The sequence below is a fragment of the Rothia nasimurium genome, from assembly GCF_928382285.1.
Taxonomy (GTDB): Bacteria; Actinomycetota; Actinomycetes; order Actinomycetales; family Micrococcaceae; genus Rothia; species Rothia nasimurium_E.
Map to the genome: position 1 here is coordinate 17,375 of NZ_CAKMSS010000005.1, position 26,913 is coordinate 44,287.

The 26,913-nt window shown below is 59.3% G+C and carries 24 protein-coding genes; 12 read left to right on the plus strand and 12 right to left on the minus strand.

The genetic code is table 11. From position 1 onward, the window contains the following. Position 1: 1 nt before the first annotated feature. The 4 genes from L6758_RS06745 to L6758_RS06760 all read right to left on the minus strand — a co-directional run bounded on the left by L6758_RS06745 (position 2) and on the right by L6758_RS06760 (position 3,629). Positions 2–328: a hypothetical protein gene (locus L6758_RS06745; protein WP_237205970.1), complete on the minus strand. Its 327-nt coding sequence runs from the start codon at positions 326–328 to the stop codon at positions 2–4. Positions 329–415: 87 nt separating this feature from the next. Beyond that, complete coding sequence (gene deoC / locus L6758_RS06750) at positions 416–1,108, minus strand: deoxyribose-phosphate aldolase (protein WP_237205969.1); 693 nt, start codon at positions 1,106–1,108, stop codon at positions 416–418. Positions 1,109–1,137: 29 nt separating this feature from the next. Then, a complete protein-coding gene (locus tag L6758_RS06755) occupies positions 1,138–2,826 on the minus strand; it encodes a phospho-sugar mutase (protein ID WP_237205968.1) in 1,689 nt (562 codons plus the stop codon). Between the two features lie 17 nt (positions 2,827–2,843). Next, positions 2,844–3,629: a purine-nucleoside phosphorylase gene (locus L6758_RS06760; RefSeq protein WP_237205983.1), complete on the minus strand. Its 786-nt coding sequence runs from the start codon at positions 3,627–3,629 to the stop codon at positions 2,844–2,846. A 120-nt stretch (positions 3,630–3,749) separates the two neighbouring features. On the opposite strand from L6758_RS06760, the gene L6758_RS06765 reads away from it, so the two are divergent. Continuing rightward, positions 3,750–5,168 carry an NAD(P)H-quinone dehydrogenase gene (locus L6758_RS06765; RefSeq protein ID WP_237187081.1) on the plus strand — a complete coding sequence of 473 codons (1,419 nt, stop codon included), beginning with the start codon at positions 3,750–3,752 and terminating at the stop codon, positions 5,166–5,168. A gap of 142 nt (positions 5,169–5,310) precedes the next feature. Here the strand turns inward: L6758_RS06765 and L6758_RS06770 are convergent, their stop codons facing one another. The 3 genes from L6758_RS06770 to L6758_RS06780 all read right to left on the minus strand — a co-directional run bounded on the left by L6758_RS06770 (position 5,311) and on the right by L6758_RS06780 (position 9,524). Further along, positions 5,311–6,705 (minus strand): MFS transporter, encoded by a 1,395-nt coding sequence (locus L6758_RS06770; RefSeq protein ID WP_237205967.1) that lies wholly within the window; start codon positions 6,703–6,705, stop codon positions 5,311–5,313. A gap of 182 nt (positions 6,706–6,887) precedes the next feature. Further along, a complete protein-coding gene (locus tag L6758_RS06775) occupies positions 6,888–8,705 on the minus strand; it encodes an acetyl/propionyl/methylcrotonyl-CoA carboxylase subunit alpha (protein WP_237205966.1) in 1,818 nt (605 codons plus the stop codon). A 108-nt stretch (positions 8,706–8,813) separates the two neighbouring features. After that, positions 8,814–9,524, minus strand: a complete 711-nt coding sequence (locus tag L6758_RS06780; protein WP_237205965.1) for a Maf family protein — start codon at positions 9,522–9,524, stop codon at positions 8,814–8,816. A 108-nt stretch (positions 9,525–9,632) separates the two neighbouring features. On the opposite strand from L6758_RS06780, the gene L6758_RS06785 reads away from it, so the two are divergent. The 4 genes from L6758_RS06785 to L6758_RS06795 all read left to right on the plus strand — a co-directional run bounded on the left by L6758_RS06785 (position 9,633) and on the right by L6758_RS06795 (position 10,903). Further along, the gene (locus tag L6758_RS06785) at positions 9,633–9,839 is read left to right on the plus strand and encodes a CopG family ribbon-helix-helix protein (RefSeq protein WP_237205964.1); all 207 of its coding nucleotides are present in this window, start codon (positions 9,633–9,635) and stop codon (positions 9,837–9,839) included. Next, positions 9,840–10,208, plus strand: coding sequence for a type II toxin-antitoxin system death-on-curing family toxin (locus L6758_RS11095; protein WP_369126956.1), 369 nt, complete (start codon positions 9,840–9,842; stop codon positions 10,206–10,208). 137 nt (positions 10,209–10,345) lie between these two features. Continuing rightward, entirely contained in the window at positions 10,346–10,507 is a 162-nt protein-coding gene (locus L6758_RS06790; protein ID WP_237205963.1) for a DUF6973 domain-containing protein, read from the plus strand. A gap of 78 nt (positions 10,508–10,585) precedes the next feature. Further along, the gene (locus L6758_RS06795) at positions 10,586–10,903 is read left to right on the plus strand and encodes a hypothetical protein (protein WP_237198649.1); all 318 of its coding nucleotides are present in this window, start codon (positions 10,586–10,588) and stop codon (positions 10,901–10,903) included. A gap of 881 nt (positions 10,904–11,784) precedes the next feature. On the opposite strand, the gene exaC is transcribed toward L6758_RS06795, so the two are convergent. Continuing rightward, on the minus strand, positions 11,785–13,308 hold the full coding sequence (exaC, locus tag L6758_RS06800) for an acetaldehyde dehydrogenase ExaC (RefSeq protein ID WP_237205962.1): 1,524 nt from the start codon (positions 13,306–13,308) through the stop codon (positions 11,785–11,787). Between the two features lie 222 nt (positions 13,309–13,530). On the opposite strand from exaC, the gene L6758_RS06805 reads away from it, so the two are divergent. After that, positions 13,531–14,934, plus strand: a complete 1,404-nt coding sequence (locus tag L6758_RS06805; protein ID WP_237205961.1) for a dicarboxylate/amino acid:cation symporter — start codon at positions 13,531–13,533, stop codon at positions 14,932–14,934. Positions 14,935–15,023: 89 nt separating this feature from the next. Here the strand turns inward: L6758_RS06805 and L6758_RS06810 are convergent, their stop codons facing one another. The 4 genes from L6758_RS06810 to L6758_RS06825 all read right to left on the minus strand — a co-directional run bounded on the left by L6758_RS06810 (position 15,024) and on the right by L6758_RS06825 (position 19,337). After that, a complete protein-coding gene (locus tag L6758_RS06810; RefSeq protein ID WP_237205960.1) occupies positions 15,024–16,727 on the minus strand; it encodes a DUF885 domain-containing protein in 1,704 nt (567 codons plus the stop codon). 53 nt (positions 16,728–16,780) lie between these two features. Then, positions 16,781–17,095, minus strand: a complete 315-nt coding sequence (locus tag L6758_RS06815; RefSeq protein ID WP_237205959.1) for an acyl-CoA carboxylase subunit epsilon — start codon at positions 17,093–17,095, stop codon at positions 16,781–16,783. A 14-nt stretch (positions 17,096–17,109) separates the two neighbouring features. Next, complete coding sequence (locus L6758_RS06820; RefSeq protein ID WP_237205958.1) at positions 17,110–18,714, minus strand: acyl-CoA carboxylase subunit beta; 1,605 nt, start codon at positions 18,712–18,714, stop codon at positions 17,110–17,112. Between the two features lie 338 nt (positions 18,715–19,052). Continuing rightward, positions 19,053–19,337, minus strand: coding sequence for a YciI family protein (locus L6758_RS06825; RefSeq protein WP_185173348.1), 285 nt, complete (start codon positions 19,335–19,337; stop codon positions 19,053–19,055). Between the two features lie 117 nt (positions 19,338–19,454). Between L6758_RS06825 and L6758_RS06830 the strand changes: the two genes are divergently transcribed. From L6758_RS06830 to L6758_RS06850, 6 genes are all read left to right on the plus strand, one after another. Then, a complete protein-coding gene (locus tag L6758_RS06830; RefSeq protein WP_237205957.1) occupies positions 19,455–20,303 on the plus strand; it encodes a biotin--[acetyl-CoA-carboxylase] ligase in 849 nt (282 codons plus the stop codon). Positions 20,304–20,464: 161 nt separating this feature from the next. Beyond that, the gene (locus tag L6758_RS11100; protein ID WP_369126957.1) at positions 20,465–20,857 is read left to right on the plus strand and encodes a PH domain-containing protein; all 393 of its coding nucleotides are present in this window, start codon (positions 20,465–20,467) and stop codon (positions 20,855–20,857) included. 223 nt (positions 20,858–21,080) lie between these two features. Next, a complete protein-coding gene (locus L6758_RS06835; protein ID WP_423817197.1) occupies positions 21,081–22,208 on the plus strand; it encodes an adenylate/guanylate cyclase domain-containing protein in 1,128 nt (375 codons plus the stop codon). Next, positions 22,205–23,281, plus strand: a complete 1,077-nt coding sequence (locus tag L6758_RS06840; protein WP_336603555.1) for a PP2C family protein-serine/threonine phosphatase — start codon at positions 22,205–22,207, stop codon at positions 23,279–23,281. The genes L6758_RS06835 and L6758_RS06840 overlap by 4 nt, the downstream gene beginning before the upstream one ends. Positions 23,282–23,381: 100 nt before the next feature. Next, positions 23,382–25,538 (plus strand): NAD-dependent DNA ligase LigA, encoded by a 2,157-nt coding sequence (gene ligA, locus L6758_RS06845; protein WP_423817198.1) that lies wholly within the window; start codon positions 23,382–23,384, stop codon positions 25,536–25,538. A 539-nt stretch (positions 25,539–26,077) separates the two neighbouring features. Then, positions 26,078–26,758, plus strand: a complete 681-nt coding sequence (locus L6758_RS06850; protein WP_237218616.1) for a transglycosylase family protein — start codon at positions 26,078–26,080, stop codon at positions 26,756–26,758. The last annotated feature ends 155 nt before the right edge of the window (positions 26,759–26,913 follow it).

Consider the following 26,913-nt stretch of genomic DNA (forward strand, 5'->3'; position numbering starts at 1 on the left):
TTTACTTGAGTGAGAGCTCAGTGCCGCTGGTGCGAACCTTCTCGTTGGTCTTCGAAGGCAGGAACCACAGGGGGATGATGAAGGTGACGCCGTAAAGCAGTACAGCTACGGTCCACCAGCCCCAGCCGCCCTCGGGGTACATGCCCAGGGTGTAGAGGCAGCCCAGCAGGAGCACGAAGCAAAGAACGAAGAGAGCAATGTTAGAGCCCAGTTCCTTGGTGCCTGAGTACTGGGGGGTGCCGTTGCGGGCGGGGGCGCCGGATTCCATCCCGAAGGATTCAACGTTGGAGCGCTTCTCAGCCTCTGACTTATTAGTGGTCTTAGACATGGGGAAGTCCTTTTCGTGTGTGTACTTTATTACTCAGTATAGGTGTTATACCGGTGGTTCGCACCATATGACAGAGACAAACCTGGCCTAGTAGCCGCCCTCAGCAGCTTCGCCCGCACCGATGATAGCGATACCCTTTGAGGCACCGATACGGGTAGCACCGGCTTCGATCATGGCCAGGGCTTCGTCGCGGGTGCGGACGCCGCCAGAGGCCTTGACGCCCAGGTCGGGGCCGACAGTGGCACGCATCAGGGCGATATCTTCAACGGTCGCACCGGCGGACGAGTAGCCAGTGGAGGTCTTGACGAAGTCAGCTCCCGCCTCAACAGAAGCCTGGCAGGCCAGGACCTTCTGGTCATCGGTCAGCTCGGAGGTCTCGATAATGACCTTGAGCAGGGCGCCACCGGCATGGGCTGCCTCGGCGACAGCCTTGATATCGGCAACCAGGGCCTCCTTCTTGTTGGCGCGGGCATCGGCGATGTTGATGACCATATCAACTTCGCGGGCACCGGCTTCAACGGCGGTCTTGGCTTCAAAAGCCTTGACTACGGTGGCGCTGGCTCCGAAGGGGAAGCCTACGACCACGCAGGGGACGGAGGCAGACCCGGCAAGTTCTTCGGCCAGCACGGGGGCCCAGACGGGGTTAGCGCAGACAGAGGCGAAGCCGTACTGCTTGGCTTCGGCACAAAGGCGGCGGACGTCAGCCTCTGAGGCGGAGGGGGCCAGGATGGTGTGGTCAATCATGGCAGCCAGTTCGGCTGCTGAAAGTTCGAGAGTCATAGTGTTTCTTCCTTGAAATCTTGGTTTGTTTAGAGGCCCAGGGCCGCGGTCATGTCTGCCTTGAGCAGGGCCAGTTTGGTGCTAGCAACCTGGCGGGCATCGGCTACAGAACCGCTGACCGGTACGACTACTTCGAGGTAGCACTTGAGCTTGGGCTCGGTGCCGGAGGGGCGCACGATGACGCGGGTGGAGTCCTCGGTGTAGTAGCGCATACCGTCGGTGGGTGGCAGGGTTTCAGTGCCCTCGGTGAGGTCTTCAACCGATACCACGGGGGACTCGGCGAGCTCTGCGGGCGGGTTAGCGCGCAGGCGCTTCATCATCGCCGGGATCTGGGCGAGGTCGTCAACGCGGACGGAGAGCTGGTCGGTGGCGTAGAGGCCGTGCTTGGTGGCAATCTCGTCGAGAAGCGCGGGGAATGAGGAACCGGCGTCCTTAAGCTCCTGTGCGTAATCGGCCATGACCAGGGCGGCTGAGATGCCGTCCTTGTCGCGCACCTGGGCGTGGTCTACACAGTAGCCCAGCGCTTCTTCGTAGCCGAAGGTCAGGTTATCGACGCGGGCAATCCACTTGAAGCCGGTCAGGGTTTCGTAGTGGGCTACCCCCGCGGACTTGGCGATGGCCCCTGCCAGGCGGGAGGAAACAATCGAGTTGGCGAAGGTTGCGCTTTCGGCGTCGGTGACGGACGCCAGCACCCGGGTAGCCAGGATCGCTCCGGCTTCGTCGCCGCGCAGCATCGCCCAAGTACCGTTTCGCTTGACAGCGAAAGCCGCGCGGTCGGCGTCCGGATCGTTGGCAATGATGAGGTCAGCGTCAATCTTCTCAGCCAGAGCCATAGCCAAATCAAGGGCACCGGGCTCTTCGGGATTAGGGAAGGCGACGGTGGAGAAGAGCGGGTCGGGCTCAGCCTGTTCAGGTACGAGGGTGACGTTGGTGAAGCCAGCCTGACGCAGCACAGCTTCAGCGGTCTGACCGCCTACACCGTGCATGGGGGTCAGAACGATCTTGAGGTCGCGTTCCTTCTGTTCGACCAGGGGAGTGACGCGGGCGATGTAGTCGGTAGCCACGCTCTCGGGCAGGACCGTCCAGCCGTCAGCGGCCAGTACCGGGGGTTCAACAGCGGAGATGGCGGCTGCGATATCCCCGTCGTAGGGAGGAATGATCTGGGCGCCGCGGGCACCTGGCTCAACGGCTGCTCCGCCCAGGTAGACCTTGTAGCCGTTGTCGTTGGGCGGGTTGTGGGAGGCCGTGACCATGACGCCAATTTCAGCCCCGTATTCGCGGGTTGCCCAGGCGGTCACAGGAGTGGGCAGGGCTGAGGGCATGAGGTGAACTTCAATGCCGGCAGCGGTGAAGATGGCGGCGGTGTCGAGGGCAAAGACGTCCGAATTCTTGCGGGCGTCAAAACCCACCACAGCAGAAATCTTCTCCCAGCCCTCGGCGGACGCGCGCGCAGTGGCGTAGTCTGCTAGGCCCTGGGCGGCACGCTGAACGACAACGCGGTTCATGCGCATGGGGCCAGCACCCAGTTCGGCGCGCAGACCCGCGGTGCCGAATTGCAGGGTGCCAGAGAAACGGTCGGCCAAATCGGCGGCTGCTCCCTCATCGCCGGCCTCAACCTGGGCAATGATGCCCTCAAGCTGGGCTTTGGTTTCAGCGTCGGGGTCGATAGCGGCCCAGGCGCGGGCCTGTTCAAGAAGCTGTTGAGTATCTAGTGACATGGGGTTTCCTTGTGTGCTTAGAGGGCCGCAATAATATCTGCGAGCAGACGGGAAATGCGGGGGCCAGCAGCTTCGCCAGCTTCGATGACCTCGGCGTGGGACAGCGGGGTCTCCTGAATACCGGCAGCCAGGTTGGTGACCAGTGAAATGCCGAAGACCTCAAGACCCGCAGCGCGGGCAGCGATGGCTTCAAGAGCGGTGGACATGCCCACCAGGTCAGCACCCAGTACACCTGCCATCTTGACCTCGGCCGGGGTTTCGTAGTGGGGGCCGGGGAACTGCATGTAGACACCCTCCTGCAGGGAGGGGTCAATGCCGCGGGCAATCTCGCGGATGCGCGGAGAATACAGGTCGGTCAGGTCAACGAAGTGGGCACCGGTCAGCGGGGACGCCGAGGTGAAGTTCAGGTGGTCAGAAATCAGGACGGGTTCCCCGGCTGAGTAGACGGGGTTCAGGCCGCCGCAGCCGTTGGTGAGAATCATGGTGTCAGCGCCGGATGCGGCTGCGGTGCGCACACCGTGGACGACGGCCTCAACGCCACGCCCCTCGTAGTAGTGGGTGCGGGAGCCAATCACCAGGGCTCGCTTACCGTTCTCGGTCAGGATAGAGGTCAGGGTACCGGGGTGGCCCACGACGGCAGCCTTGTGGAAACCGGGGACCTCGTCGGCAGAGAGCACGTGGGTGGCTTCGCCAATGAGGGAGGCAGCTTCGCCCCAGCCCGACCCCAGCGTCAGCGCCAGGTCGTGCTTCTCGACGCCGGTTTTCTCGGCAATGAACTCCGCGGCCTCACGGGCACGAACCAGTGCCGGGTGGTGAGGGTCAGCGGTGGAAACAGCGGAAATATTTGAATCATTCAACACCCTTCTACGGTACCAAACCTGCCCAGAGTTGAGCGTGCGTGCGATGTGCGACACAATAAAGGGGTGACTCTCAAAACAGACTACGCATCGCACAAAATTGTCATTCTCGGCGGTGGCCCCGGCGGTTATGAAGCCGCCCTGGTCGCTGCAAGCCACGGCGCCGACGTCACTATCATCGAAGATAAGGGCATGGGCGGCTCGGCCGTCCTCACCGACGTTGTACCCTCCAAAACCCTGATTGCCAGTGCGGACGCCCGCAACCGCTTCGGCAAGGCCCAGGAGCTCGCTATTTCGGTGGGCGATAATGACGCGCCGCCGCCCATTTCGGTTGACCTGGCCAAGGTAAATAAGCGTCTGATTGACCTGGCTCATCAGCAGTCCCACGATATTAAACGCACCCTTGAACGTAGCGGCGTCAAAGTGATTGATGGCCGCGGCAAGCTGGTGGACCGCCACACCGTGCAGGTGACCGATTCCAGCGGGCTGACCTATGACCTGACCACCGAGTTCATCATTCTGGCGGTGGGTACCCACCCCCGCGAGCTGCCCACCGCTAAGCCGGACGGTAAGCGCATTCTCAACTGGACCCAGCTCTACTCACTTGAAGAACTCCCCGAAGATCTGATTGTGGTCGGGTCCGGTGTGACCGGTGCAGAGTTCGCCTCGGCCTACAACGGTTTGGGCTCGCGGGTTACCCTGATTTCCTCCCGTGACCGAGTGCTGCCCGGTGAGGACGAGGACGCCGCGACCGTCCTTGAAAATGTTTTTGAACGTAAGGGCGTGCGCGTTATGCCCCGCTCCCGCGCAGAAGCCGCCTGCTACAACGAGGCCGGTGACGGCGTCATTGTCACCCTGGGGGACGGGCGCAAGGTAGCTGGCTCCCATGTGCTGATTGCTGTTGGTTCGATTCCCAACACCGAAAATCTGGGTCTTGAGGACGCCGGGGTTGAGGTCAGCGAATCAGGGCACATTAACGTGGATCGCGTCTCCCGCACTAACATCCCCAATATTTATGCGGCAGGTGACTGTACCGGGGTTTACCCTCTGGCTTCTGTTGCCGCGATGCAGGGGCGCGTTGCCGTTTCGCACATGCTGGGCGACATCGTCAAGCCTCTGCGCACCCACCAGGTTGCCGCCAACATCTTTACGGCCCCTGAAATTGCAACTGTCGGAGTGAGCCAGAGCGAAATTGAGTCGGGGAAGTACCAGGCAGATATGGTCATGCTGCCGCTGGCGACCAACCCGCGCGCCAAGATGATGGCGGTAGAGGACGGCTTCATCAAAATCTTTGCCCGCAAGCACTCTGGAACCGTTATCGGCGGTGTGGTGGTAGGCCCCCGCGCCTCAGAGCTCATCTTCCCGCTGTCTCTGGCCGTTGATAAGAAGCTGCATGTCGACGATATTGCTGAGACCTTCACGGTCTACCCCTCGCTGACCGGCTCTATCTCAGAAGCTGCGCGGCAGCTACACACTATGCAGTAGTAGATGAAAAGGGGAGGGGTAACGCCCGCTCTTGCCGACTAACCTTCTCGCTGGCTCGCAAGCTCGCAAGCGATTCATGCCAGCCCCAGCCAGTCGGCTCCGAACGGGCGCTACCCCTCCCTTTGTGTCGTAAAGCTTTAGCTTACTTAGCGCGGGCCATGGTGGTTAGGTCCACGTCGCGGGTTTCATGGGTGATTGCCATGAAGATCAGAGTGAGCAGACCTGCGCCGGCCAGGTAGAGGCCGACTGCGCCCACACCACCGTTGGCGTTCAGCCACACCGCGGCATAGGGGGTCAGTGCTGCGCCCAGGATGGATGCGACGTTGTAGCTGATACCTGAGGCGGTGTAGCGGACGTTGGTGGGGAAGAGTTCGGGCAGGTAGGCGCTCATGGAGCCGAAGGTCAGGCCCATGAGGGTCATGCCGATGGCCATGAAGAGGACGATGCGGCCGGTGTTGGCGTCCTCACCGGTACCAACGACGGAGGGGTCCATGAGGAAGCCGAAGGAGAGGCCGAAGATGATGATGGCGCCGGTGATGACGAGCTGGGATGAGCGGCGGCCGTACTTGTCGGCTAGCCAGCCGGAGACCGGGACCATGGCTGCGAAGAAGAGAATGGTGATGAGCTGGATGACCAGGAATTCGCGGTAGGCGATGCCCAGGCCGCCCTTTTCTACCTTGCCGATGCCGAAGGAGAGGATCCAGGCGGTCATGAGGTAGAAGAGTACGTAGGTGGCGAGCATGATGAAGGTGCCCTGGATCATGGGCCACCAGGCTACCTTGAAGGCTTCTGCGAGCGGGGTCTTGACCTTTTCGTCTTTTTCGAGGGCCTGTTTGAAGACGGGGGTTTCTTCGAGCTTGAAGCGCACGTAGAGGCCGACTGCGACCATGACGATGGAGGCGATGAAGGGGATGCGCCAGCCCCAGACGAGGAAGTTGTGGTCGATGGTGTCGCCGGCGGCCAGTGAGGTGAAGCCCATGGTGACGGTCAGAAGCAACATGAAGCCGTTGGCCAGGATGAAGCCGAACGGGGCACCTAGCTGGGGCCACATGGCGGCGCGGGCGCGCTTTCCTTCTTCAGCGTATTCGGTGGCTAGCAGGGCTGCACCTGACCATTCGCCGCCGAGGCCTAGGCCCTGGCAGAAGCGCAGGATGGTCAGCATGGCCGGTGCCCAGAGGCCGATCTGGTAGTAGGTTGGGAGCAGACCGATGAGGAAGGTTGCGATGCCCATGGTCAGGAGTGCGCCGACCAGGGTTGCCTTGCGGCCTACCTTATCGCCGAAGTGGCCAAAGACGATGGAGCCGATGGGGCGGGCGATGAAGGCTGCGCCGAAGGTCGCCATGGAGGCGAGGAGCTTGGCGGTGTCGTCCTCGCCGGTGAAGAAGAGGGCGGGGAAGACTGCCACGGCGGCGGTGGCGTAGATGTAGAAGTCGTAGAACTCGATGGTGGTGCCGATGAGTGACGCCAGGATGACGCGGCTGCGGGGCACGGTCTGCTCGGTGGCAGAGGATGCTGGGGTGGCGGTTGTGGTGCTCACAGGATCTCTCTGAGGGGGTGTGGAATGTGTTGAATAGTTTTACTCTAAAACTGGCGTTCTCTATGTGAAACTTCAATTCCACTATGTGAGCTTGTGTGCGTTGGGTATAGGTGGCAGTGGATATAAACTAGACCCCCTTACCTGGTGGCAAGGGGGCCTGGCCTAGTTCGTACGCCGTGTTTTTATTTGATGGTGGCGATAATTGCCCCGGCTGAGACGGTGTCGCCTGCCTTGAGCTTGAGCCCGGTGACCTTGCCTGCCTTGTGAGCGGTGATAGGCTGCTCCATCTTCATGGCTTCCAGTACAACGATCAAATCGCCTTCGGCGACCTTGGCGCCGTCCTTGCTGGCAACCTTGACGATGGTACCCTGCATGGGGCTGGTGAGCTCATTGCTGTTGGCAGAGCCGGACGCGCCCCCGCGGCTTGAGCGGGACTTGCGGGCCTTGGATGCGGCGGCGGGCTTGGTGGTAGTACCACCCAGGGCGGGTAGAACAACTTCCATGCGCTTGCCATTGACCTCAACGGTAATCTTCTGGCGCTCTTCATCGGCCTCAGCCAGGGTGAGGGCACCGTCGTAGGCGGGCAGGGTGTTCTTGAACTCGGTTTCAATCCAGCGGGTATGAACAGCAAAGTCACCGCCGGGGGCAGGGGCGAAGGCAGGCTCATCGAGCACGGCGCGGTGGAAGTTGGTAACGGTGGGCATACCCTCGATGACCAGCTCGCCCAGGGCACGGCGGGCTCGCTGTAGGGCCTGTTCGCGGGTGGCGCCGGTGACGATGAGCTTAGCAATCATGGAGTCAAAGTTGCCGCTGACGGTATCGCCTGCGATAACTCCGGAATCCCAGCGGACGCCCGGGCCGGTGGGTATAACCAGCTTCTCGATGGTGCCGGGGGAGGGCATGAAGCTGCGGCCGGCGTCCTCACCGTTAATGCGGAACTCGAAGGAGTGGCCGCGCACCTCGGGGTCGGTGGTTTCGATAGTCTCACCGCGGGCGATGCGGAACTGCTCGCGCACCAGGTCAATGCCGGTGACCTCTTCGGAGACCGGGTGCTCAACCTGCAGGCGGGTGTTAACCTCGAGGAAGGAGATGGTGCCGTCGGTACCCACCAGGAATTCGCAGGTACCGGCGCCCTGGTAGCCTGCCTCGCGCAGGATAGCCTTGGACGCCTCGTACAGGCGCTCGTTCTGTTCCTTGGTCAGGTAGGGAGCCGGGGCCTCTTCTACCAGCTTCTGGTTGCGGCGCTGCAGGGAGCAGTCGCGGGTCGAAACAACCATAACATTGCCGTGGGCGTCGGCCAGGCACTGGGTTTCAACGTGACGGGGGGAGTCAAGGAAGCGCTCAATGAAGCACTCGCCGCGGCCAAAAGCGGCGATAGCCTCGCGGACAGCTGACTCGTAGAGCTCCCCGATACCCTCGCGCTCGCGGGCGACCTTGATGCCTCGCCCACCGCCGCCAAAAGCTGCCTTGATAGCAACGGGCAGGCCGTACTCGTCCGCAAATTTTTCAACCTCAGCGGCGCTCTTGACCGGGTCCTTGGTGCCGGGAACCAGCGGGGCGCCGACCTTCTCGGCGATATGGCGGGCGGCTACCTTGTCGCCCAGGCGGTTGATGGACTCGGGGGAGGGGCCAATCCAGGTTAGACCGGCGTCGATGACCTGCTGGGCGAACTGGGCGTTCTCAGAAAGAAAACCGTAACCGGGGTGCACGGCGTCGGCGCCAGAGCGCTTAGCAACCTCAAGTAGCTTGTCCATGACTAGGTAGGACTCCGCTGCGGTAGTGCCGCCCAGGGCATAGGACTCGTCAGCTAGCAGCACGTGCTGGGCCTCGCGGTCGGGGTCTGCATAGACCGCAACGGTTGAGATGCCCTCGTCCTGGGCAGCCCGGATGACGCGCACGGCAATCTCACCGCGGTTGGCAATCAGTACCTTGCTGACGGGGCCGGTGTGGCGACCCTTCACCGGGGTAAAGGTCTGGGCCAGGTCATTGTGTGCAGTCACTGTAAAGCTCCTCGGGTTGATGCGCCGTGCTGGCGTGCCGGTGCTGGCAGGTACGCATTGCTATGAGGCGCCGAGTCTCGGCGCCTCATAAAAGTCGTATCTTGAAATTTATCGCGAATTTTTCCAAATGTCGCTGATTGAAACACCGAAGTTGGCCAGCATTGTGCGCAGGGCGTGAACGGAGAGCCCCACCACCGTGTGGTATTCACCCTCGATACCCCGAATAAAAGCGGCACCGAAACCGTCAATAGTGAAAGAACCGGCTACCCACAGGGGCTCCCCGGTGGCCACATAGCGCTGGGCTTCTTCTTCGCTGAAAGTGTCGAAGTGGACGGTTGCTGTGCGCAACTCGCTGGCCTCGGGGTGCTTACTATTTGCTGTGTTCTGGGTAGCCTCTCGGGTATCGACCAGCCAATGCCCGGTGTGGAGCTGTCCGCTGCGTCCGCTCATAGAGGTGATGCGTTCTAAGGCTTTCTCGGCGCTACCGGGCTTGCCGTAAGCAACACCGTCGAGCTCGAAAACAGAGTCGCAGCCCAGGACCAGGGCACCGGCCGCTTCAGGCAGGGCCGCAACAGCCTGTGCCTTAGCCTTGGCTAGGAGCTGAGCTGTTTGTGCAGGTGTGATGTCACCTAGGCCGGCCTCGTAGGCGGCCTGCTGAGCCTCGCGCAGGGCAGCGTCCTCATCGACATCGCTGACTATAACGGTGAAGCGGACGCCGGCGTCCTCCAGGAGTTTCTTACGGGCAGGGGATGAGGAGGCAAGGACGAGCCGCACCGGCTGTTCGCCCGCTAGGGCTGCGGTTTCAGTAGGGTTGTGCATGGGTAACAGTCTAGCGGCGCTGACGAGCCCCGAATCTACAATTTGGGTGATGGGCCAAGTCTGCACCTTGGTATGGAGCTGATGGTATCAACTTGGTATTGTTGGTGTATGGCTCTTACCTTGCGACTTCCTGAAGATTTAGACCACCAGCTTGCAGATTTAGCAGAGCGCGAGCATTTATCTAAGCACTCCCTCATCGTCGAAAGTGTGCGTCGCATGCTAGAAGAAAGAGAGCATCGGGCCATGGTAGAAGAGGGGCTTGCTTACGCGCTTGAGCATGATGCAAAAACTTTGGAACGACTAGCCGACTCATAAATGCAGCGGATTCAACTCGAAATTGCTATTGAGGTTATAACGCGTCTGGGCTTTTACGTTCGAGATGTAGGACTGCTAGATTCAGCCTTAGAAAGACCTATCACGAGGGTGTATGGAGCTCACGTTTACCCTACGATTCCGCTGGCGGCTGCCGCCCAGAGCGAATCTCTAGCTCGGAACCACGCACTGGTTGATGGGAATAAGCGAACCACGCTAATTTTCCTCAATATCTTTTTGCGTATCAACGGATTAAAACATGTGATGGATTCTGATACCTCCTACCGGCTCATTATGGACATAGCAGAAGGACAGGAGAGCCTTGAGTCAATCGCTAGCAGATTAGAGCCTTTCCTTATTCCTTGGAGCTAGTTTTGGCGGGGCGTCCGCTGGCTCAGGTGCAGATACTGGATTGGGCTCAAAAGGCTGTTGTCTTGCGGCAAATCGATGCCCAGCCTACTAGAGGCCCGGCAGGGCGTACCTGGTATAGATTTGATATGGTAGCTGAAATGTCTGAAGATGCTGAAACCATTGCCAACAATCATGAGTCAGTAGCAGATGACCCTGAAGAGGAAGTAGTTATGGACTTACACAATAATGTTGTGGGGCGAGAGATTGGTCGGCGTGTTGGTACTGAGGATGATGCTAAACAGGGTGTCAGGACGCAGTGACTTCTGATGAGCTGCAAGTGATAGGTTAGGTAAACCTAGACTCGAATTCCTTTCTGACAGAAAGAAGGCAGTATCGTTATGAATCTTGTAAAGAATCATAAACTCTTTTTTCTCTCCTTCTGTTTTTGGCTATTTTTGATGGCTTTTGAATATTTCGTCCGTTTTACTGCTGGGATAGCTTGCCATACTTCAAATGAGTATATTCAAGGCGAAGCCTATTGGGGGTTTTTCCCTGTAATTGGAACTCGTTGTGTATGGGATAGCCTGCCTGATGGGGTGAGTGCTTATTCTGGTCCTGGCCTTACAACGGTGGCTGCTCCGGTGATTCTGTGTGCGTGGTTGTTAGAGGCTTGGTTGCAGGGGCGGAAGAAGAAAGAAGCTTATTCCAAAGGGTAGATGGAGCAGGCTCACGGCGAGCGTGAGCCTGCGGAACCCCTTATAAATAAGCCTCATATAATTGCTACCGAAGTGTTCTGCTCCTGATAATTTTCGGTGAACGAATACGCAGGAGCGAAGGATGTAAATCACAAAAAGTTGTTGCAGTGGCTGAGAGAAGAGTAATACGCTTCGTTTGAAATAATCAAATCTCCTTGATGCCAGTCTGATGACTGTAACCTACATTGCACAGCATGGGGCCGTGCGGGTGTCAATAGGAAATTGAAAACTAAATGAGAGTCTGGCTGTATAAATCAATAACTATTTCTTAAAAAGAAGACTTTGGAAAAAGGCAATAAAAAATACTAGAACTATACATACCAAAGAGCTTGCTATGAGCGCAAGAACTAGGGTGACAAAAAAATTAAACTCTAAAATACTGTCGAATAACTTAATAAATATAAATGCACTAAAAATTCCAACTATTGTTATAAGGTAATCTTTGAATGTTTTTTTCCTCTGTCATCCTCGGGTGCCTCCATTGAATGTTTTAATTTTATACTATATCTATATTTTATTCTTAAATTCTTACGTAGGTCAAGAGAATTTATTAGGATTCTTTAATTTAACAAGTTCGGCGTATCTCCTCGAACGAGAATTTTAGCTGCCTCAACATTGGGGAAAGTATGATACTTATTAAACAGAAAAGGGCAACAATGTAGAACTGGTAGATAGTAAGGCTTATTCATAAGGATAGGTGGAGCAGGCTCACAGCGAAGCTGCTGGCTCGGCGGCTGGCGTGAATCGCATTGTGAGCGAAGCGAACCATGCGAGAGGGTCGGCAGCGAGCGTGAGCCTGCGGAACCCCTTATGAATAAGCCTTAAGCTATCAGAAGCAGGTATTAGAAGAGCCCCATCGGCTTATCTGAGTAGCTGACCAGCATGTTCTTGGTCTGCTGGTAGTGGGCTAGCATCATCAGGTGGTTCTCGCGGCCAATGCCTGACTTCTTGTAACCACCGAAAGCAGCGTGAGCCGGGTAATTATGGTAGTTGTTGATCCAGACACGGCCAGCCTGAATGGTGCGGCCTGCCCGGTAGGCGGTGTTCTGGTCGCGCGTCCAGACGCCCGCACCCAGACCATAATCGGTGTCATTGGCAATGCGCATAGCCTCATCAAAATCAGTGAAAGAGGTGGTAGCCAGAACCGGGCCAAAAATCTCTTCCTGGAAGATGCGCATGTCGTTGCTACCGGCAAAAACGGTGGGCTGAATGTACCAGCCGTCTGCCAGGTCGCCGCCCAGCTCGCAGGCCTCACCGCCCACGAGAACGTCCGCGCCCTCGTCCTTACCAATCTTCAGATAGCCGGTAATCTTATCCCACTGCTCCTTCGACGCCTGGGCGCCCACCATGGTCTCGGTATCGAGCGGATTGCCCTGCTTCATGGCCTTCACGCGCTCAATGCCGGCCTCCAGGAAGGAGTCGTGAATGGGCTTCTGAATCAGTGCGCGGGAGGGGCAGGTGCAGACCTCGCCCTGGTTGAGGCCAAAGGAGGCAAAGCCCTCCAGGGCCTTGTCGTAGAAGGAGTCCTTCTCGGCGGCAACGTCGGCAAAGAAGACATTGGGGGACTTGCCGCCCAGCTCCAGGGTAACCGGGATGATGTTGTCGGCAGCAGCCTTCATGATGATAGAACCGGTGCTGGTCTCACCAGTAAAAGCAATCTTGCGGATGCGCTTGCTACCCGAGAGGGCAGCGCCGGCCTCGGGGCCAAAACCGTTCACAATGTTCAGCACACCGGCGGGTAGGACGTCCTTCCATAGATCCACCAGGTAGAGCACTGAAACCGGGGTCTGCTCCGCGGGCTTGAGCACAATGGTGTTGCCCGCTGCCAGGGCCGGAGCAATCTTCCAGATGGCCATCAGAATGGGGAAGTTCCAGGGGATAATCTGGCCGACCACGCCCAGTGGCTCGTGGAAGTGGTAGGCCACGGTGTTCTCGTCAATCTCTGACAGGCGGCCTTCCTGGGTGCGGATAGCGGACGCGAAGTAGCGCAGGTGGTCAACGCCCAGCGGGATGTCTGCGGCCAGGGTTTCACGCACGGGCTTGCCGTTCTCCCAGGTCTCCGCCACGGCGATGGATTCCAGGTTATCTTCCATAATTTGGGCCAGCTTGAGCAGTAGGTTAGCGCGCTCGGTGGGGGAGGTCTTGCCCCAGGTCTCAAAAGCCTTCCAGGCTGCGTCAATAGCCTTGTCGATATCAGCTGCGGTACCGCGGGCGACTTCTGCAAAGGGCTTGCCGTTAACCGGGGAGATATCTTCAAAATACTGGCCCTCGGCCGGGGCTACCCAGTCCCCTCCGATGAAGTGGTCGTAGCGGGACTTGAAGGTGGTGATGGAATCTGCTGAGCCGGGTGCGGCGTAAACAGTCATTGTCTCTCCTTTGAGTTGTGTCTGATCAAGACGCGTGGTGGGCCAAGCCACCTGTTCACAAAAAGCACATAAAAGTAACTTGAATCACAGTTTAGTGGTGGGTTGTGCAAAAGTGAAGAGTGCTACGCGAAAAACCCTGTCGGTCTGTGACCCACACCAAAATATGTCTTAGCTTTACACCCCGGTTCACAAGCCCCAACCCCCGGCGTACAGTGTTGAGACATGTCAAACCACACCACAGCACTTCCTTCCCGCAAGAGACTTCCCGCTTGGGCTACGTCCTTCGGCAATCAAATTATTGCCGCCCTTATTCTGGGCGTCATCTTGGGCCTTATAGCCACCAACCTCGGTGGCGATGCCACAGAGAACCCCAACTGGCTCATGACCACCCTCTCCACTATTGGCTCCTCCTACGTCACCCTGCTCAAAGCGGCGGTTGTACCCCTCATCTTCACTGCCGTGGTGTCGTCCATCGCCAACCTGGCTGAAGTATCTAACGCAGCCCGCCTGGCCACCAAAACCCTGCTCTGGTTCGCCTACACCGCGCTCATCGCCGTCCTGATTGGCCTGGTGCTCGGGCTCGTCACCCAGCCCGGTGCAAATACCGGCCTGGCGACCCCCGAAACCTACGAAGGGCGCACCGGCTCCTGGCTGGGTTTCCTCACCGGCCTGATTCCCGCTAACTTCCTCGGCCTGGGCGTGAGCATCTCAAACTCGGGCGAGACCGTCACCGGCTCAGCTAGCTTCAACGTGCTCCAGATCCTTGTGATTTCAGTAGCCGTGGGTATCGCAGCCCTCAAGACCGGCCCCGCTGCCAAGCCCTTCCTTGACCTCAATAAGAGCGCTCTGGCTATTATTCAGACCGTCCTCTGGTGGATTATCCGCCTGGCCCCGCTCGGTACTGTCGGTCTGATCGGCCGAGCCGTCTACGCCTACGGCTGGACCTCCATGGGCTCTCTGGCCCGTTTCGTAATTGTGCTCTACATCGGCCTGGCCCTTGTGCTCTTCGTGGTTTACCCCGCCATCGCCCGCGCCAACGGCCTATCTATTAAGCAGTTCTTTTCGGGCGTCTGGCCCGCTGTGCAGATGGGCTTCGTCTCCCGCTCGTCCATGGGTACTATGCCTCTGACCCAGTCCGTAGCAGAACGTAACTTCGGTGTGCCCCGCGCCTACGCCTCCTTCGCGGTTCCCCTGGGCTCCACCACCAAGATGGACGGCTGCGCCGCGGTCTACCCCGCCCTAGCGGCCCTCTTCGTGGCCCAGTTCTACGGCATCGACCTCAACATCACCCACTACCTGCTCATCATCATGGTGTCGGTGCTCGGCTCCACCGCTACCGCAGGAACCACCGGTGCAACGGTCATGCTCACCCTCACCCTCTCCACCCTGGGCCTTCCCCTCGACGGCGTTGGCCTGCTCCTGGCCATCGACCCCATCATTGATATGGGCCGTACCGCCGTCAACGTCGCAGGCCAGGCCCTGGTTGCGCTCATCGTCGCCAAACGCGAGGGCATTCTGAACGAGGACCTCTACAAGGCTCCCCGCACTGAGGGCGGCTTTGTAACTGAGGACGTCTACGCCCGCCTGGGCGAGGCACCCCAGGTACCTGCCGCGGCAGCGTCCTAATACTCCGCCACCACACAGCAGAGGGCGGGCCCTGCACACCGACCGGTGTGCAGGGCCCGCCCTTTTGTTCTCTTGCTCAGGTTCTCAGGTTAAACGGCGAGCGCCCGGCGCAGGGTATCAAGCCCGACTGACCCCAGTTTGAGGGCCCGGGTGTGGAAGTCGCGGTCAGAGATTCCGGCGGCGCGGGCGTCCTCACGCAGCTGCAACCAGACTCGCTCGCCCACTTTGTAGGAGGGGGCCTGGCCCGGCCAGCCCAGGTAGCGCAGGAACTCGAAGCGGCGCTGGCCCTCAGAGATATCGAGGTTGGCCTCTAGGAACTTATAGCCCTTCTCGGCGTCCCAGATGCCCGGTTCTACACCCAGCTCGGCAACCCAGCGTTCTGGGATCTCAAAACCGCAGTGCAGGCCGATATCGAAGACCACGCGGGCTGCGCGCAGGCGCTGGGCATCGAGCATACCCATGCGGTCGCCGGGGTCAGAGAGATAACCCAGCTCGTCCATGAGGCGCTCAGCGTACAGGGCCCAGCCCTCGCCATGGCCCGAAACCCACACGGCGTTAGCACGCCACTGGTTCAGGGCCTCGGCCATAGCGGTTGCGTAGGCAACCTGCAGGTGGTGGCCGGGCACGCCCTCGTGGTAGACGGTTGAGGTTTCGCGCCAGGTGCCAAAGGTATCTTCACCTTCGGGCACCGACCACCACATGCGACCGGCGCGCTCAAAATCAGCGGACGGGCCGGTGTAGTAGATGCCGCCCTCCTGGGTGGGGGCAATCATGCACTCGAGCTTGCGCAACGGGCCCTCGATGGTGAAGTGCTCTTGGGCCAGGTAGTCAACGGCAGCGTCGGAAAGCTTCTGCATCCAGGCCTGAAGCTCATCGGTGCCGTTGAGGGTGCGTTCGGGGTCAGCATCGAGCAGGGCCTTTGCCTCGTCAATGGCGGCACCGGGCTTGATGGCTTCGGCGACCTCCTGCTGGGCCGCGATGATGCGGTCGAGTTCCTCAATACCCCAGGCGTAGGTCTCTTCCAGGTCAAGGGTGGTGCCCACGAACTGACGGGAGTAAAGGGAGTAGCGCTCGCGGCCCACAGCATCGGCCTCGGGCGCGTCGGGGCGCAGGGTGTCTTTGAGGTAGGAGAGAAGTTCGCTGTAGCCTTCCTTGGCGGACGCCGCCCCCTGGGTGGCGCGGTCGGTGTGCTCGGGGGCTGCTTCGGCTACCTCTTGTGCCAGTGCATCGAAGAAACCGCCTTCGGCAACGTAGGCGGCTACCTGCTCGATAACGATATCGACCTGGCGCACCGCTGCCACTTTACCTGCGGCGCGGGCGGCTTCTAGGGTCTCGATATAACCGCGAACCGCTTCCGCAACGTTACCCAGGCGGCCAGCAATGTGCCCCCAGTCCTCGGCTGTTTCGCAGTTCATCAGGTCAAAGATGGCGCGAATACCCTGAACGGGGGAGGCGATGTTGTTGAGTTCCCAGTCGCCCAGGCCTGCCTCATGTAGTTCGAGCTTGAGACCTAGACGCTCGCGCATGGCATCGACAGTAACCCGGTCGATGTCGTCGGCCGGTTCAACGGCGTCAAGGGCTGCCAGAGTAGCGCGGGCTAGGTCAATCTCTGCCTGGGTACCGGCGGGGGAGTAGTCGGGGTACTCGGTTTCCCGCCCCTTGCGGCCCTCGATGGTGGCCGCTGCGGGGTCTAGTTCCAGGGTCTTCTCGTAGTAGTCGTTGGCAATGCGGTCGACCTCGGTCTGAGCGCGGTCGGCCTTAAAAATTTCGGGTAAATCTGGGTGTAGTGTCATACACCCCATTCTAGGTTACTGTGACCCAGAAAACAGGGAGCTGGGTGGGGGAACTACTGGGGTCGGGCCCGCTTCCAGGAACCCGGCCCGGGGCGCAGTCGCATACCCAGGCGCTGAGTGTGGTTGAGGCGGCGCTGCCACATTTCCAGTGCGGTCTCCTGCTGGGAATCAGCCTGGGCCTGTAGCGCCACCACGACGCTGGTCAGCGCAGCCAGCTCTTCTTCCGTGGGGTTGCCCCGCACCACCGACAGCACGGGGGCGGGCACCTGCTCATCGCCGGCGTCCTGCCCCTGGTTTTCAAGGGGCGCGGACGCCGGTGCCGGCTTCTTGCCGAAGCCCAGTAGGGACAGCGGATTGGGAGTTGCCATGTTTTACCTACCCCTTACAGCGGAATGTTGCCGTGCTTTTTGGCGGGGGAGGCTGCGCGCTTATCGCGCAGGGCCCGCAGGGAAGAAATAATGCGTACGCGGGTCTCAGAAGGGGCGATAACCTCGTCAATGTAGCCCAGCTCAGCAGCCTGGTAGGGGTTGAGTAGTTCCTCTTCGTACTTGGCGATGAGTTCAGCCCGCTTGGCCTCAACGTTACCGCCTTCTTCAGCTACAGCTGCCAGTTCACGACGGTAGAGAATATTAACCGCGCCCTGGGCCCCCATCACGCCAATCTGGGCGGTGGGCCAGGCCAGGTTAACATCGGCGCCCAGCTTTTTAGAGCCCATCACAATGTAGGCCCCACCGTAGGCCTTGCGGGTAATGACGGTAACCAGCGGAACGGTCGCCTCGGCGTAGGCGTACAGCAGCTTGGCGCCGCGGCGGATAATGCCGTTGAACTCCTGGTCGGTACCGGGCAGGAAGCCGGGCACGTCAACAAAGGTCAGAATCGGAATGTTGAAGGCATCGCAGTTGCGCACAAAACGCGCAGCCTTTTCAGAGGCGTTGATATCGAGGGTGCCAGCGAACTGCATGGGCTGGTTGGCCACAATACCCACGGTCTTACCCTCAACCCGGGCATAACCAATCATCACGTTGGGGGCGTAGAGGGCCTGCATCTCAAAGAAATGGCCATCATCAACCACCGACTCAATCACAGCCCGCATATCGTAGGGCTGGTTAGCTGAATCAGGAATCAACAAATCAAGATCGAGGTCATCGACGGTGACCTCGGGGTCCTGGTCATGATCCAGGGGGAAAGTCTCGGTGAGGTTGTTGGAGGGCAAGAACTCAACGAGCTCGCGGACGAAATCAAAGGCGTCCTCTTCGTCCTCAGCCAGGTAGGTCGACGTACCCGTCACTGCGTTGTGCTGGCGGGCACCGCCCAGGGTCTCCATATCGACCTCTTCACCGGTCACGGTCTTAATGACATCGGGGCCGGTAATAAACATGTGGCTGGTCTTATCAACCATCACAATATAGTCGGTCAGAGCGGGGGAGTAGGCCGCGCCACCGGCGCAGGGGCCCATAATTACCGAAATCTGCGGAATCACGCCCGAGGCCCGCACATTCATACGGAAGATATCGGCAAACATGGCCAGCGACGCAACACCCTCCTGAATGCGGGCGCCACCACCGTCATTAATACCGATAATGGGGCAGCCGTTCTTCAACGCGAACTTCTGCACCTTCACAATCTTCTCGCCGTTAACCTGCGACAGAGAACCACCGTAGACGGTGAAATCCTGGGAATAAACCGCAACCAGGCGGCCATCGATAGTGCCGTAGCCCGAGACCAGGCCATCACCCAGCGGCTTTTTCTTCTCCATACCAAAAGCCGTAGTGCGGTGCTTAGCCAGAGCGTCAAACTCCACAAAAGAACCCTCGTCAAGCAGCATCTCGATGCGCTCGCGGGCAGTCTGCTTGCCGCGTTCGTGCTGGCGGTCAATCGGGCCCTGGCCGGTGGGCGTAAGAGTCTGCTCGCGGCGGGCGTAGAAGTCAGCGATCTTACCGGCGGTGGTGGTCAAATCGGGGGCATCGGTGGTGGGGTTCTCGCTCATGCTCTGCCTGCCTCGTGCACTGTGGGTCAATGGTGTGGGGTGACCTGGGATAAGGGTCATTCTTTTCAACTATAGACCTGCCGCCCCGCCCCACCCAATTATTCTTGGGATTTTTGAGCGATTTTTCTAAATAAGAGTGTTTCGGGAGAGCTGGAGCAGGCTCACGCTTGCTGTCGACCCTCTCGCTGGTTCGCTAGCTGGCTCGCAAGCTCGCCAGATTCGCACCGAGATTTGTTTTCCTCGCGCGCTCGGAATCTCGGTGCTCATCACCAGCGATTCATGCCAGCCCCAAGCCAACAGCTTCGCTGTGAGCCTGCTTCAGCTCTAGTGCTTCTTGCTTACTTGCCGACCTTGCCAATCACAGCGTTCCATTCGCGTGCGGTGTAGCCGGTGAGCACGCCGCCGGTGCTCATGGGGTCGGCTGCGATAATGCGGTCGAGGTCGTCGCGGTCTTCGGCAACGAAGATGAGCAGGGCACCTGCGGGATCGCCGTCGAGGAAAGCGCCGGCTGCGTGCAGCTTACCTTCTTCGTGGAGCTGGGCCAGGTATTCGCGGTGGGCGGGGCGGTGCTCAGCCTGCAGGTCGGCGGGGCCGTAGGAGTACTGCACAGCGTAGACGGTCATGGTAGAACCTTTCGTAGGGGTGTCGATAGTTCCAGTATTGCACCGCCAGGCCGCGTAGGCGGGGTGCGACCCCGTAGAATAGCGGTCGAAACTTAGTATGTGAGATAAGGAGTGCGCATGGGGCACCTTCAGGCTGACCTGGTTGATGTGAGCGGGTTTGAGCGGGTGGAGCTTCTGCCCTCGGTGGGGTCAACTAACGAGTATGCCCGGCAGATTCTGGTGGGTGATGCCCTGGTGCGCCGTAGCTATGGGGAGCTCTCGCTGGTCTCGACCGCCGACCAGAATGCGGGAAAAGGACGCCTGGATAGGGTTTGGGTGGCACCGGCCGGTGCCGCTTTGGCAACCAGCTTTATCGTGCGTCCGCATGTAAACCCCGCAAATAGGGTAGCCCCCGACCAGTACCACTGGTTCACGTCCTTAGCTGCACTGGCTGCCTGCGATGTTTTTGAGCAGCTTGCGGGGCTGCACCCCTCCATCAAGTGGCCTAACGATGTGTTGCTGGGTAACCGAAAAGCCTGCGGTATTCTGGCCCAGCTTGTGATTGAGCCCGAGGGGCAGATCTCGGTAGTAGTGGGTATCGGCCTTAATCTAAACCTGACCCAGGAAGACCTTCCCGTTCCCACAGCCACCAGCGCTCTCATAGAATCGGGGCAGTCGATTGACCTCAATCGGGCACTGACGGTCTTGGCTGCTCACTTTGCCCGCTACTACCGAGACTTTGCAGCTAGCGGTTTTGATGCGGACGCCACCGTCGGTGGCCCCTCTTTGTTGGCCCGCCTGCGTGAGCGTATGAGCACCCTGGGTGCTACCCTCACTATTCACTTACCCGGGGATGAGACCTTTAGGGGTACCGGGGTTGAGCTGACTGCTGAGGGGGAGTTGGTCGTCCGCTCAGATTCCGGCGAGGAACGAAGCTTCACCGTGGGGGACGTGGTACACGTACGCCCCCAGAGGTACGGCCGCTAGGTGCGGTTAAGGCCGGAATATCGGGGAACCTTCAGGAAGCGTCGATAAACTCACCAGTGATGAAACTACGAGGCGACCTTTATCCCGCAGAGTACACCCTTGCCGCAACGCGCGCCCACGGGGTGCTTTTGTTGCGCCCCCTTCTTTATTTTTTTCTTGCCATGACCGCTTGGAGCTTCGCCTCAGCCCTGGGTGTTGGGGCCCCGGGCTGGCGCTATCTAGCCTTGGCTTTTGCCCTAGGGCTGGCTTGGCTAGGTCTTAGAGGGGTGCTGCGGTGGGTGGCTACCAGCTATCTACTCACTACTCACCGCTTAGTGATTAGACGGGGCTTGGGCTCAGGTAAGGACGTCAGTGTTCCGCTGAACCAGATAGAAGGGGTAAGCGTGGGGCACCGTCATCTGGTGGGGCTGGCCAATGCTGCGGCTCTAACCGTTCATGCTCGCGGGGTGCAACACGTGCTGCGGGCAGCGCCGGACCCTGAGCGCCTGAGTGGGAAGATTCAGGAAGCTCAGCGAGCGTTACTGAGCGGGAACTCTTCTCGGTATCGGGTGTAAAAGCTACATTATTTGTCTGATAAGCCTAAACAGGTTCTTTGGGTTCGAAAAAAGGTGATGGCGGGCATAGAATAGGCGGTGGCGCTTATCGGGTGGTGAACATTTCGTAGCCTAGCTCACAGTAACTGGGTATTCTTGAAGTAGGTAACTACTCGCCGTGCCAGCCCTAGACCCTATTACCTCTAGAACCACGCAGCACTAAACATAGAGAAGGAAGACCCCCGTGGAGAAGTCAGCACCCGGTAGCGACCCCGCCGAACAGGCCGGCACCGCGCCCCACCGGAGCAGGCACCACCATAACCGCGTGCAAAGCCAGCTCTACCGTAGCGACGAAGCCCGGCAGGGCGTGCTGGAGCTCGAACGCGCTCTTCTAGGGGAAAATCGCAGCATGAAACGCGGCGAGGTAGCAGATGAAGCCGGCGTGCCCCTGCTGACCGCTCGTAAGATTTGGCGCTCCCTGGGCTTGCCCAACCTCACCGACGATGATGCCTATTTCACCCATGCCGATAGCAAGGCCCTGACCACCGTTACTTCCCTTATTAAAGAGGGTAAGCTCACCGAAGAAGCCGCCCTATCACTCACCCGTTCGGTAGGGCAGATGATGGACCGCATGGTGGTCTGGCAGGTCGAAGCTCTAGTGGAAGATATGGTGATTAATGGCGGGCTGACCGACACCGAAGCCCGCGGCGAACTGCTCAGCCTCCTGCCGCGCCTGATTGAAGACCTCGAAGATATCACCGTCTACGGCTACCGTCGGATGCTCAACTCGGCTATCTTGCGTCTGGCCCTCCGCGATGAAGAGGGCAGCACCGACCTGGCAGACAGCGACCTGCCCCTAGCCCGGGGCGTGGGATTCGTTGACCTTGTTTCCTACACCTCGCTCTCTCGTGAAATGAACGAGCGCAACCTAGCCCGCCTCGTCAAGAGCTTCGAGCAGCGCTGCGCCGAGGTAATCGCGGTAGGTGGGGGTCGCATCATCAAAACGGTAGGGGATGAGGTCATGTACCTGGTTGAATCCCCCGAAGACGGTGCCCGTATCGCTCTGACCCTCTCAAAACTCATCAGTGAAGACCCGCAGCTCCCTGAAGCCCGCGTGTCCTTTGTCTGGGGACGCGTGCTACCGCGTCTGGGGGACATCTACGGCCCCACCGTCAACCTGGCATCCCGCCTGGTCGCGCTGACCGAACCCGGCGTCGTCCTCACCGACGCCTCTACCGCTGAAGCTCTCGAAGATGACAAGCGTTTTGTCCTCATACCCCAGGGCGTGCGTAACGTTCGGGGCTTTGGCAATGTTAGGCCCGTGGCTATCACCCCGGGCATAGGTAATGAACTGGAGATCGATTTCGAATGACCACTGCCCCCAATCTCACTATCTACGCGGGCAAGTCAACCGACGTAGGCCAGTACCGCGATAACAACGAAGACTCCATGGTCGTTGCCGGAACCCTCTGCGTGGTTGCTGACGGCATGGGCGGGCATGAAAAGGGCGAAGTCGCCTCCCGCTTGTGCACCCGCACCCTAGCCTACGCCCAGATGTTTACCCGCCCCGGCGGTATGACCGAAGAAGAAGAGGCCGCTTTCCGGCAGGAGGTCGCCAGCGAAACAAGCGGCGAGGAGTCAGGTGGACGCCGCCTGCGCAAGCGCCGCAAAGAAACCTCGGCCCTCAACCGCCAGATTCTCAGAACCCTGGACAAAATCAAGGAAATCATTGGCGAGGCCGACGAAGCCATCAAAAATGCCCTTGACCTGCGGGCTGGCACCACCGTCACAGGTGTCTGGCTCACCCACATCGGGGACCAGCAGATGTGGTTTATCTTCAACGTGGGTGATTCCCGTACCTACCGTCTGGTTCGAGCAGAAGAAGCCCAGACCGAAGATGCCCTTTCTATCTCCAACGGGCCGGTTGAAGGTCTCGAACTGGAACAAATCACCGTAGACCACTCTGAGGTGCAGTACCTCGTCGATACTGGCCAAATCACCGCTATCGAAGCGCTCACCCACCCTCGCCGCAACGTCATCACCCGTGCCCTGGGCACCGGCAACTACTGGGAACCAGACTTCTGGGTTATCCCAGCCCGAGAGGGCGACCGTCTGATGATGTGCTCCGACGGCCTATCAGGCGAACTGTCCCATAACTATATGGCTCGTGTGCTTGCTACTGTTGAGCACCCCCAGGACGCTGCCGACGTGCTCCAGATGGCTGCCCTGCGCGCCGGTGGGCGCGATAACATCACCGTTATCGTGGCTGATGCCATTACCCTTGAGGACGCCGAAGCCCGCGCAGCTGAGCTCAAGGCCCTCACAGAGACTGACGCCCACGAAATCGTAGCCAACATCGACGGCTACGACTACCCCCATACCGCCACTACCGAAGAGGAACAGTTCCACTCTGAAAAAGAACTGCACCGAGGCATCAACGGCTAGAGTTCAGCCGGGGAGGTTATAGGGCAAAATAGATAGGGTGAGTGAAAACAAAGACCTTCCCGGTGTAGAAGAAGAAACCGTGCACGGCGTTGACCGTGACCTGGTCGAGGGCCAGGGCGTAGCTGCCGACGTTAAGGAGCATTACGCCCAGCTCGTAGACCGTGTGCGCGCAGCCCGCCAAAGCTACTACGTCAACGACGCCCCCACCATCTCGGACGCCGACTACGACGCCCTTTACCGTGAGCTCGAAAAGCTAGAGGCCCAGCACCCCGAACTCATTGCTAACGACTCACCCACCCAGGAGGTCGGTGGCGAAGCCTCCTCAGCTTTCGCCCCGGTAACCCACCTGGCTCGTATGTACTCCCTGGAAGACGTCTTCTCACTTGAAGAGCTCGGTGCCTGGCTAGACCGTGCCGAAGCCAACGCTAAGGAGATGACGGGCGCTCGCCCGGCCTGGCTGACCGAACTCAAAATCGACGGCCTGGCAGTCAATCTTCTTTACCGCAAGGGCAAGTTGGTGCGGGCCGCCACCCGCGGTGACGGAACCACCGGCGAAGACGTCACCCACAACGTCCTAACTATCGCCTCGATTCCTACCCAGCTCGCCGGTAGCAACCACCCCGAAGAAATCGAAATTCGCGGTGAAGTCTTTATCTCATCGGCTGACTTCAAGGCCCTCAACGAGCAGATGGTGGAGCAGGGCAAGGCCCCCTTCGCCAACCCGCGTAACGCTGCGGCCGGTTCCCTGCGTCAGAAGGACGCCGCCCTCACCGCCGAGCGCCCCCTGAGCATGTTCGTGCACGGTATTGGGTCCCGCACCGGCCTGGATATTTCAACCCAGTTCGAGACCTACACCCAGCTCCAGGAATGGGGTCTGCCCGTTAGCCCCTACTCCCAGCTGCTCACTAGCCGCTCAGAGATTCTTGAATTCATCGCAACCTACGGCGAAAAACGCCACTCCCTGGTGCACGAAATCGACGGCATCGTTATTAAGGTCAATGACTTTTCCACCCAGGAGCGCCTGGGCTATACCTCCCGCGTGCCCCGCTGGGCCGTGGCCTACAAGTACCCGCCTGAAGAGGTCAATACTAAGCTGCTCGATATTCGGGTAGGGGTTGGTCGCACCGGCCGCGTGACTCCCTTTGGTGTGATGGAGCCTGTGAAAGTAGCTGGCTCTACGGTCGAAATGGCAACCCTGCATAACCAAGATGTCGTCAAGGCTAAGGGAGTCTTAATCGGCGATACTGTGGTGCTGCGGAAGGCCGGTGACGTGATCCCCGAAATCGTAGGGCCGGTGGTGGCCCTGCGCGATGGCAGCGAACGGGAGTTTGTGATGCCCACCGACTGCCCCTCCTGCGGTCAGCCTCTGGCGCCCGCTAAGGACGGCGACGTAGACATCCGCTGCCTCAACGCCCGTTCCTGCCCGGCCCAGCTCACCGAACGAGTTAACCACCTGGCCGGGCGCGGTGCCTTCGATATTGAGGCCCTGGGCTATGAGGCTGCTAAGGCCCTGACTAACCCGGCAGCACCCGAGCAGGCTCCGCTGCTGTCGGAGGCCTTCCTCTTTGACCTCACCGCTGAAGACCTAGCTGAGGTGCGGATTGAACGCGAGAAAAAGGTGAAGGGGGAGCCTACGGGCAAGACCGAGTTGGTGCCCTACTTCTATACCCGGGGGACTGCAAAGAAACCCAGCGCACCCACCCGGAACACCGAAAAGCTCTTCGAGCAGCTAGAAAAGGCCAAGAGTCAGCCCCTGTGGCGGGTGCTGGTCGCCCTCTCTATCCGGCATGTCGGGCCTACCGCAGCCCGGGCTCTGGCGACCGAATTCGGGTCGATGGACGCAATTCGCGAAGCAAGCGAGGAACGCCTGGCAGGCGTTGACGGCGTGGGCTCCATCATTGCTAGCTCCCTCAAGGAATGGTTTGCTGAAGACTGGCATCGTGAAATCGTAGACCGCTGGGCTGCTGCCGGCGTGAGGATGGAGGACGAACGCGACGCTTCGATTGAGCGCACCCTTGAAGGTTTGACGATTGTGGTCACCGGAACCCTAGCCCGCTTCACCCGTGATAGCGCGAAAGAAGCCATCATTGTGCGCGGTGGAAAGGCCTCGGGATCGGTGTCGAAGAAGACCAGCTATCTGGTTGCCGGTGAATCTGCTGGCTCTAAGCTCGATAAAGCTGAACAGCTGGGTGTGATGGTGCTGGATGAAGAGGGATTTGAGCTGCTTTTGGCGCAGGGGCCGGACGCTCTCGCCTAGCGGTTAAGTCACAGGTAGGTATCAGGATTCTCTAGATTCTGTGACCTATCTGTGACCTAAACCCCTGTTCGCCACGGGAGAGCGGCAGAAAATTTAAGAAATTTTTAAGGGTCCGGCAACCTGCCTTAAAAACAGACAAGCTCCTGCTGGGTGAGTAGTGTGTGCCCCTCTTAACCCGCAGAAATATGCGCTTTGCCCCGGTGTTAAGGGTGATACAAGCCTGTCTTTAAAACCTGCTGCCCTGTAGGGTGACGGGGGTCTCTATGGCAGGCGTGGGGAGTGTTCTGTCTCAAAAATGGGTTGGCAAAGCCGAAATCGTTACGTTATCGTTATCAACGAATCAAAAACGACCGCCAAACCAAAGGTGCGACGGTCTATAGCTCACAGTGGAAGCTGTGGGCGCATGCTGGGCTCTACCGCACACCTGATGCCGTCTACAGGGTAAAGCCTCAAACAATCCACTCAACGATTACGGGTAGACGGCAATGCGATGAAGCCCAGGGATGGGAAGAGCATAAGGTGGCCTTACGGAGCATTTCATGACTTCCAACATTCGTCGTTCAGCAGCAGTACTTGCAATCGGTGGCGCAGCAGCAGCAAGCCTGGCCGCTACCCCCGCAGCCAACGCCGCTCCCCTCGAAGCTTGGGACGCCCTCGCACAGTGCGAGTCAGGTGGCAACTGGGCCATCAACACCGGCAACGGCTACTACGGTGGCCTGCAGTTCTCACTGTCCTCTTGGGCAGCAGCAGGCGGCACCGGCAACCCCGCAGCTGCCTCAAAGGCAGAGCAGATCCGCGTTGCTGAAAACCTCCTTCAGATGCAGGGCTGGGGCGCCTGGCCCTCATGCGCTGCCAAGCTGAACCTCTACGCTTACGGCACCTCAGGTGCAGCAGCAACCGTCGCTGAGGCCCCCGCTGCAACCACCACCGTTGCTCCTCAGGCAACCGAGGTAACCGAAGTTGCTGCAGCTCCCGCAGTTGTTGAAACTCCTGCCGTTGTTGAAGCTCCCGCCGCTGAAACTGCACCCGCAGCAGAGGTAGTTGCCGAAGCAGCACCCGCAGCTAACACCTACACCGTCAAGGCTGGCGACACTCTGTCAGAAATTGCTTACGCTCACGGCTTCAACGGCTGGGACGAAGTACTGGCAGCTAACGCTGACCTGATCCAGGACGCCGACGTCATTGAAATCGGTTGGGTTCTGACCATCCCCGCTAAGTAAGGGCCACCGGGTTCTTAGACCTCTAGCGGATTTCTGATCTCACACTGTCGCCCCCTAGCCTGCATAGGCTAGGGGGCGATTCTTTTTTAAATCGTGTTATGACCGTCGGCGGGCTAAGATAGAGACTGAAAACCTATGTCTAACTCGTGGAAGTG

Bases quoted from the DNA above. Each gene is read 5' to 3' on its own strand.
- L6758_RS06745 (WP_237205970.1), bottom strand. From the start codon at position 328: ATGTCTAAGACCACTAATAAGTCAGAGGCTGAGAAGCGCTCCAACGTT.
- deoC (WP_237205969.1), bottom strand. From the start codon at position 1,108: ATGACTCTCGAACTTTCAGCAGCCGAACTGGCTGCCATGATTGACCAC.
- L6758_RS06755 (WP_237205968.1), bottom strand. From the start codon at position 2,826: ATGTCACTAGATACTCAACAGCTTCTTGAACAGGCCCGCGCCTGGGCC.
- L6758_RS06780 (WP_237205965.1), bottom strand. From the start codon at position 9,524: ATGCACAACCCTACTGAAACCGCAGCCCTAGCGGGCGAACAGCCGGTG.
- L6758_RS06785 (WP_237205964.1), top strand. From the start codon at position 9,633: ATGGCTCTTACCTTGCGACTTCCTGAAGATTTAGACCACCAGCTTGCA.
- L6758_RS11095 (WP_369126956.1), top strand. From the start codon at position 9,840: ATGCAGCGGATTCAACTCGAAATTGCTATTGAGGTTATAACGCGTCTG.
- L6758_RS06790 (WP_237205963.1), top strand. From the start codon at position 10,346: ATGTCTGAAGATGCTGAAACCATTGCCAACAATCATGAGTCAGTAGCA.
- L6758_RS06795 (WP_237198649.1), top strand. From the start codon at position 10,586: ATGAATCTTGTAAAGAATCATAAACTCTTTTTTCTCTCCTTCTGTTTT.
- exaC (WP_237205962.1), bottom strand. From the start codon at position 13,308: ATGACTGTTTACGCCGCACCCGGCTCAGCAGATTCCATCACCACCTTC.
- L6758_RS06805 (WP_237205961.1), top strand. From the start codon at position 13,531: ATGTCAAACCACACCACAGCACTTCCTTCCCGCAAGAGACTTCCCGCT.
- L6758_RS06810 (WP_237205960.1), bottom strand. From the start codon at position 16,727: ATGACACTACACCCAGATTTACCCGAAATTTTTAAGGCCGACCGCGCT.
- L6758_RS06815 (WP_237205959.1), bottom strand. From the start codon at position 17,095: ATGGCAACTCCCAATCCGCTGTCCCTACTGGGCTTCGGCAAGAAGCCG.
- L6758_RS06820 (WP_237205958.1), bottom strand. From the start codon at position 18,714: ATGAGCGAGAACCCCACCACCGATGCCCCCGATTTGACCACCACCGCC.
- L6758_RS06825 (WP_185173348.1), bottom strand. From the start codon at position 19,337: ATGACCGTCTACGCTGTGCAGTACTCCTACGGCCCCGCCGACCTGCAG.
- L6758_RS06830 (WP_237205957.1), top strand. From the start codon at position 19,455: ATGGGGCACCTTCAGGCTGACCTGGTTGATGTGAGCGGGTTTGAGCGG.
- L6758_RS11100 (WP_369126957.1), top strand. From the start codon at position 20,465: ATGACCGCTTGGAGCTTCGCCTCAGCCCTGGGTGTTGGGGCCCCGGGC.
- L6758_RS06840 (WP_336603555.1), top strand. From the start codon at position 22,205: ATGACCACTGCCCCCAATCTCACTATCTACGCGGGCAAGTCAACCGAC.
- L6758_RS06850 (WP_237218616.1), top strand. From the start codon at position 26,078: ATGACTTCCAACATTCGTCGTTCAGCAGCAGTACTTGCAATCGGTGGC.